Raw genomic sequence first — 5,975 nt, 5'->3', positions numbered from 1 at the left:
TGAACGACACGCAGGCGTGCCATGCTGGCATCTATGAACTCGCCGTCGTCTTCAAGAATAATCGGCGCAATGGAGTCGTTTCCGAGGTTACCCGAGGCAATAATGTCGTAGTTGATGCCCTCTGCAAACATCAGGCTGGCAGGGCCAATCACAGTTGTGGTGTCACCGCCCGGCAATATGCCGTTCACGGTTACATCATAGGTGCCAACTTCCGGGTTGAGTACGCCTGCATCCTTATAGTCAGCTCCCTCTATCGCATTGGCGCCATTGATACCTATGTTAACGAGGGGAGCATCCGATACGCCGTGAAGCACGCGCACCTGAGTTGTTGGTAGTGACGTTGTTGATATTGACGAACTGCTGGAACCATCGAAACACCCGGATAGTACGAGCTGCGCCTGGTACCTTAACTCAGCAGTCGCTCTTTGGCTTCATTAACACGGGCGGCCAGGTAGTTACTCCCACCACGGTCCGGATGCATTTTCTGCATCACCCGACGGTGAGCCTGGATGATCTGATCCCGGCTGGCACCGGGCTCCAGTCCCAGGATATCGAGGGCTTCGCTATCGCTCAGAGCGCCGCCACTGCTTGAATTTTCAGGTTCACTTTCCTCCGCGCTGTCATCGCCAGCCGGGTCGTCAGTGCGCCAGGAGTCCCCGAACCGACGGTCCAGATAGGTTTCCAGGAGCCGCGCGGAATCCTCGTCCTGGCCCCGACAGTATTGCAATAATTCGATGAATTCATCCTCGCCCATATCCGCCAGCGCCCGGCCGGCCATGGGGCCCTCCACAATCTCACCGCTCATCGTTCCGGAGTCATGGTCCAGGGTCATCTTGAGAATATTGCTGGAAACATGAGATTGGTTGCCTGGTTTAGCGCTTGCGTCACCCGTTCCCAAGCCCGACATCCGACCCATCAGCAAGGATGGCAACACACGACGAAGCAGGGGGAACAGGAAAGCCAGCAAGGCAAACACGATGTACAAGCGGCCGGTAATGGCTAAAAGCACCACCATCAAGATACCGGAAACCAATACCAGCTTGAGAATAGCCGGCTTGCGTTGACTGGCCGGCTGGTTGCGCAGCCAGAACCATGCAACAACCGCCATTACGACAACCAGAAGCGTTAGTGGCACTCGGATACTCCGGGCCAGATGGCCCACCGGTTCATTGAAATAAGCGCTATCTGAGCTGTTGAGTCAGGCGCTTAACCTCTGGGGCGCTGCGGCCGGAATAATCCTGCAATGCCTTGGCTCCACCGGAAGCATAGACCGCAACAGCGGCCATAAGATCCTTAAGCACCTGTGGGCTATTGCGATCAAACGGTGCATAGGCGCCACCCGACAGTTTGCTCACCTGCTGGAACGCCGCCCTGGCATGCGCATCGGTACCCTCATGGAACATAAACACCGGGGTTCGTAGCATGCCCAGTTCCCCAGCAATATGGCAGAGTTCGTCCACCGGCTCCTCACAGAAATCCCCGATAAACACCACGGCCTTGACGGCCTTTGCCCTGGTCTCTTTCCTGGCATGCGCCAACACCCGGCTAATCTGGGTACGTCCGCCCAGGCAGGAAACGCCGTTCATCAGGTTAAGCAGTTGGCTGGTCTCGCTGACAAACTCCGTGGCCTTCAATTGACCAAAACCACGGTAGTAGCACAGCTGAATGGCCAGGCCGCCCAAATCCTTGGTCGCCATGAAAAGTTCACTCTGCAAGTGGCAAGCCTGATCCCAGGTAGCCTCCCGGCTGGCCGTGGCATCCAGTGCAAAAATCAGTCTGCCCTGCCCTCCACTTTGTTTGGGCAACTTGCGGACCTGATGGATAAACTGGTCGATCGACTGCTTATCGGATTTGGTATCGAGCTCTTTGTCGGACATATGCTTTTGCAAACCACCTAGCCCTGCCAATGTATTAACTCAAGCTTAGGGGAAAGGCGGCGCAATTCACAGGCCCCTGGGGAAGGGGGGCGCAATTAAGTTCAGCGCACAATCATCACTGACATCTTGGAATGATGCACCACATGCTCGGCGTTGGGACCCAGCACATAATCGGCGAATTTACGCTTGTTGTGGGACGCCATGACGATCAGGTCAACCTCGAGTTTTTTGGCTACATTGATGATCGCCTCCCAGGGTGAGCCATCGACGACGACACACTGCGTTCGTATATCCGCGGGCACGTTCGCCTTGATGAAGGCGTGCTGAGCTTTGGTTATCGCCTCATGGGCATTCTTGGCGAAGTTCTTGGGAAAATAAGCCCCCACTATCGGCATGTTAAAATCCGGCAGAACCGTCACCAGATGCAACGAGGCGTCGAAACTTCTGCATAGCGTCAAGGCCGTGGGAAGCGCCTTCGACCAGGACGCATCCTCGTTGAGATCCACTGGCAACATGATCTTGTTGTACATGGCTAACTCCCTCAGGCAGTGGCGGTAGCCGCCGTTTTATCACGGCGACGGCGCTGTAACATTACAATCAGTCCAAAGATCAGGAAGGCAGGAATCCACATCAACTCCTTGGTCCAGCGGTCTACAGGGGACAGCACCTCGATGATTTCCTGGTCGAAATCGAAGCCAAGATTCTTCGCCTGGCTGCCATAAGCCACCATGTCGACGGTCGCCGTGCCATCCTTGATCAACAACTCCATGCCCAGGTTCTCAAGCCGCTCCTGACCGGTCTCGCCATCCGGCACTGGCAGAGTCATATAGGTGGTCATGGGATCGCCGAACGCATCGAGACCTGCAATCTGCAAGCGCAGGGTAGCGTCTTCATCGGCATCGCCCAGGGCCTCGACAAATTGTACGGGTGGCACGGATTCATAGGGATCATGGATCATGTCCATCCAGAACCCGGGCCGGAACAGCGTGAACGCGATCAGTAGCAACATGATGGATTCATACCAGCGGTTGCGGGTGATCATGAAGCCCTGGGTCCCCGCGGCGAAGATCAGCAAGGCAATGGTCGACACCACGAAGATCAGGATGCCCTGCATGAAGGTTACATCGATCAGCAGTAAGTCGGTATTGAAGATGAACAGGAACGGCAGCGCCGCGGTACGCAGGCTGTAGTAGAAGGCCTGAAAACCGGTCCGGATGGGATCGCCACCCGAGACGGCTGCCGCCGCGAAGGACGCCAGCCCCACCGGCGGCGTAACGTCGGCCATGATGCCGAAGTAGAACACGAACAAATGCACCGCAATTAACGGCACCAGTAGGCCGTTCTCCGCCCCCAGTTGAACAATGACCGGTGCCAGCAGCGCCGAAACCACGATGTAGTTGGCCGTCGTGGGCAGACCCATGCCGAGAATCAGGCTGAGCACCGCCGTGAGCAGCAGGATCAGCATCAGGTTCCCCATGGAGAGGATCTCCACTACCTCCGCCAATACCAGCCCCACCCCAGTCTGCGACACGGCCCCTACGATGATGCCAGCGGTGGCAGTGGCGATGCCGATGCCGATCATGTTGCGGGCACCGGTGATCAGGCCAATCCACAGATCCATGACGCCTTCGCGCAGATCCGCGCTCATGTCGCTGCGACCCCGGAAGATCGAAGTAACGGGGCGCTGGGTAAGAATGATAAAGATCATGAACACCGTGGCCCAGAAGGCCGACAGCCCCGGCGATAAGCGCTCCACCATCAGACACCAGACCAGCACGACCACCGGCAGGATGTACTGCAGCCCTACCAGCACCGTGGGCCTGGTTTGCGGCAGCGAATAGATCGGCTGATTGGGATCATCCAACTCGAGTTCGGGGTAACCAGCTGCCAGCTTGAGCAAAGCGATATAGATAACTGTCAGGCCAACCGCGACCACCCAGGGTGTCGCATCGCCAAGCACCGGCTTGATCCAGCCAAGGCCGTAATAGACGACTAGAGCCGTCACCATCAGCAGCAGCAGGCCACCGAGAAAGCCGATCACCTTGTGCAACAGCGGCTTGGCCGGATTGCTGCTTTCAAGACCCTGCATGTTGGCTTTCAGGGCCTCCAGATGAACGATATAGACCAGCGCAATATAGGAGATCAGCGCCGGCAGGAAGGCATGCTTGATGACCTCGACATACGAAATACCCACATACTCGACCATCAGGAAGGCAGCTGCCCCCATGACCGGCGGCATGATCTGACCGTTGACAGAGGACGCCACCTCGACAGCCCCGGACTTCTCGGCGGAAAAGCCGACACGCTTCATCATCGGAATGGTGAAGGTGCCGGTGGTCACGACGTTGGCGATCGACGAGCCGGAGATCAGGCCAGTCATGGCCGACGCCACCACGGCAGCCTTAGCTGGCCCGCCCTTGTAATGGCCAAGCAGCGAGAACGCCACCTTGATGAAGTAGTTACCCGCCCCAGCCTTGTCGAGCAGGGCACCAAACAACACGAACAGGAACACAAAACTGGTCGAAACCCCCAGTGCGATGCCGAAGACGCCCTGAGTCGTCAACCACTGGTGATTGATCAGCCCATAGAGGCTGACCCCGCCATGGGAGAGGATACCGGGCATCCAGGGGCCAGCAAGGCTATAGATAAGAAAAACCGATGCCACGATCATCAGCGGCGGCCCAAGCGCTCGGCGAGTCGCCTCGAGCAGCAGCAGGATCCCCACCACCCCGATGATCACGTCCTGCAATATCGGCGCACCGGGGCGCTGGGAAAGCTGCTCGTAGAACATGAACATGTAAGCGCCGCAGAAGGCCGCCACCGCGGCAAGCACCCAATCCTGAATAGGGATGTGATCGCGGGGCGAACGCTTGAGTGCCGGATAGGCCATGTAGGCCAGAAAAAGCGCAAAGGCCAAGTGAATCGAGCGAGCTTCCGTGGCGCCGAACACGCCAAAACCCAGCATGAAGGGCACTGGAGAAGCGATCCATAATTGGAACAGCGACCATGCCGCCGCAATGCTCACCAATAGCTTCCCGGGCACACCAGCTGGTTTGCGGGCCCCCGTGTCACTGGAGGCGACCATGTCCTCCAGATCGACACTCGAATCGCGAGATCTTGTGTTGTCGTCAGTCATAGTCAGCCCTATCCGCCGTCGATCAGCTAGCTGTTGATCGTGTTATTGCGCTTGGAAAAGTCGAGGGAACGGCATCACCAACGCAATGCGCGGATGCTTACAAGCATCCGCGCATCAGTTCCTTCAATGTAACAACCATCAAGACGGGATCACTCGATCCAGCCCTGTTCACGATAGTAGCGGGCAGCACCATCATGCAGCGGTGCAGAAAGCCCCTGGGTGGCCATCTCCTGGGGATCCAGGTTCTCGAAGGCCGGGTGCAACTGCTTGAAGCGATCGAAGTTGTCGAAGACCGCCTTGACCGTCTGGTAGATGACTTCCTCGTCGGCATCTGTGGTGGTCACGAAAGTAGCCGCCACCCCGAAGGTCTCGACATCGTTCGGGTTACCCTTGTACAGGCCGCCGGCAATGACGGAGCTGCTGTAGTAGGGATACTCGTTGACGATGCCCTGGATGTCCTCGTCATTCAGCGGAATCAGACGGGCTTCGACGGTGGTGGTGGCTTCCTGAATGGAACCATTCGGGTGGCCGACCACATAGACCATGGCGTCGATGTTGTTATCGGACAGGGCCGAAGCCTGTTCGGCGGCACCGAGCTGAGACGCCAGCGAGAAAGTGTCCTCGGTCCAGCCCTTGGCATCCATGACCACTTCCATAGTGTTGCGCTGGCCAGAGCCGGGATTACCGATGTTGACGCGCTTGCCCTCCAGGTCATCGAGGGTCTCGATGCCGGAATCCGCACGCGCCAGCAGGGTCAACGGCTCGCCATGGACCCGGAAGACGGCACGTAGATCCTTGAAGGCATCGCCCTCGAAGTTGCCGGTACCGTTATAAGCCTGATACTGGACATCGGACTGCACCACGCCCATGTCCAACTCGCCGGACTTGAGGCCGTTGATGTTGGCCACGGACCCGCCGGTGGAGGGCGCGTTGCACTTGATGTTGATGTTGGTGTCCTCCAG

Annotated in this window: 6 protein-coding genes; all 6 read right to left on the bottom strand. The window is 57.7% G+C overall.

Annotated features, from left to right (window positions below):
• On the bottom strand, positions 1 to 314 hold a 314-nt coding region (locus tag ACESMD_RS02945), incomplete at its 3' end, for a DUF4397 domain-containing protein (protein ID WP_372610186.1).
• Positions 315 to 406: 92 nt separating this feature from the next.
• Positions 407 to 1,135, bottom strand: coding sequence for a molecular chaperone DnaJ (locus ACESMD_RS02940; RefSeq protein ID WP_372610184.1), 729 nt, complete (start codon positions 1,133 to 1,135; stop codon positions 407 to 409).
• Positions 1,136 to 1,181: 46 nt separating this feature from the next.
• Entirely contained in the window at positions 1,182 to 1,877 is a 696-nt protein-coding gene (locus ACESMD_RS02935) for a VWA domain-containing protein (protein WP_372610182.1), read from the bottom strand.
• A 101-nt stretch (positions 1,878 to 1,978) separates the two neighbouring features.
• The gene (locus tag ACESMD_RS02930) at positions 1,979 to 2,407 is read right to left on the bottom strand and encodes a universal stress protein (RefSeq protein WP_372610180.1); all 429 of its coding nucleotides are present in this window, start codon (positions 2,405 to 2,407) and stop codon (positions 1,979 to 1,981) included.
• An 11-nt stretch (positions 2,408 to 2,418) separates the two neighbouring features.
• The gene (locus tag ACESMD_RS02925) at positions 2,419 to 5,013 is read right to left on the bottom strand and encodes a TRAP transporter permease (RefSeq protein ID WP_372610178.1); all 2,595 of its coding nucleotides are present in this window, start codon (positions 5,011 to 5,013) and stop codon (positions 2,419 to 2,421) included.
• Between the two features lie 149 nt (positions 5,014 to 5,162).
• Positions 5,163 to 5,975, bottom strand: an 813-nt coding sequence (locus ACESMD_RS02920) for a TAXI family TRAP transporter solute-binding subunit (protein ID WP_372610176.1), incomplete at its 5' end; no start/stop codon positions are given.

The sequence above is a fragment of the Halomonas sp. genome (genome assembly GCF_041689495.1).
Taxonomy (GTDB): Bacteria; Pseudomonadota; Gammaproteobacteria; order Pseudomonadales; family Halomonadaceae; genus Halomonas.
The sequence above is the reverse complement of the archived record's forward strand: the minus strand, read 5'-3'. Positions and strand labels throughout refer to the sequence as shown.

What these genes read in the sequence shown, in the direction of transcription:
- ACESMD_RS02935 (WP_372610182.1), bottom strand. Translation starts at nt 1,877, where the DNA reads ATGTCCGACAAAGAGCTCGATACCAAATCCGATAAGCAGTCGATCGAC.
- ACESMD_RS02930 (WP_372610180.1), bottom strand. Translation starts at nt 2,407, where the DNA reads ATGTACAACAAGATCATGTTGCCAGTGGATCTCAACGAGGATGCGTCC.
- ACESMD_RS02925 (WP_372610178.1), bottom strand. Translation starts at nt 5,013, where the DNA reads ATGACTGACGACAACACAAGATCTCGCGATTCGAGTGTCGATCTGGAG.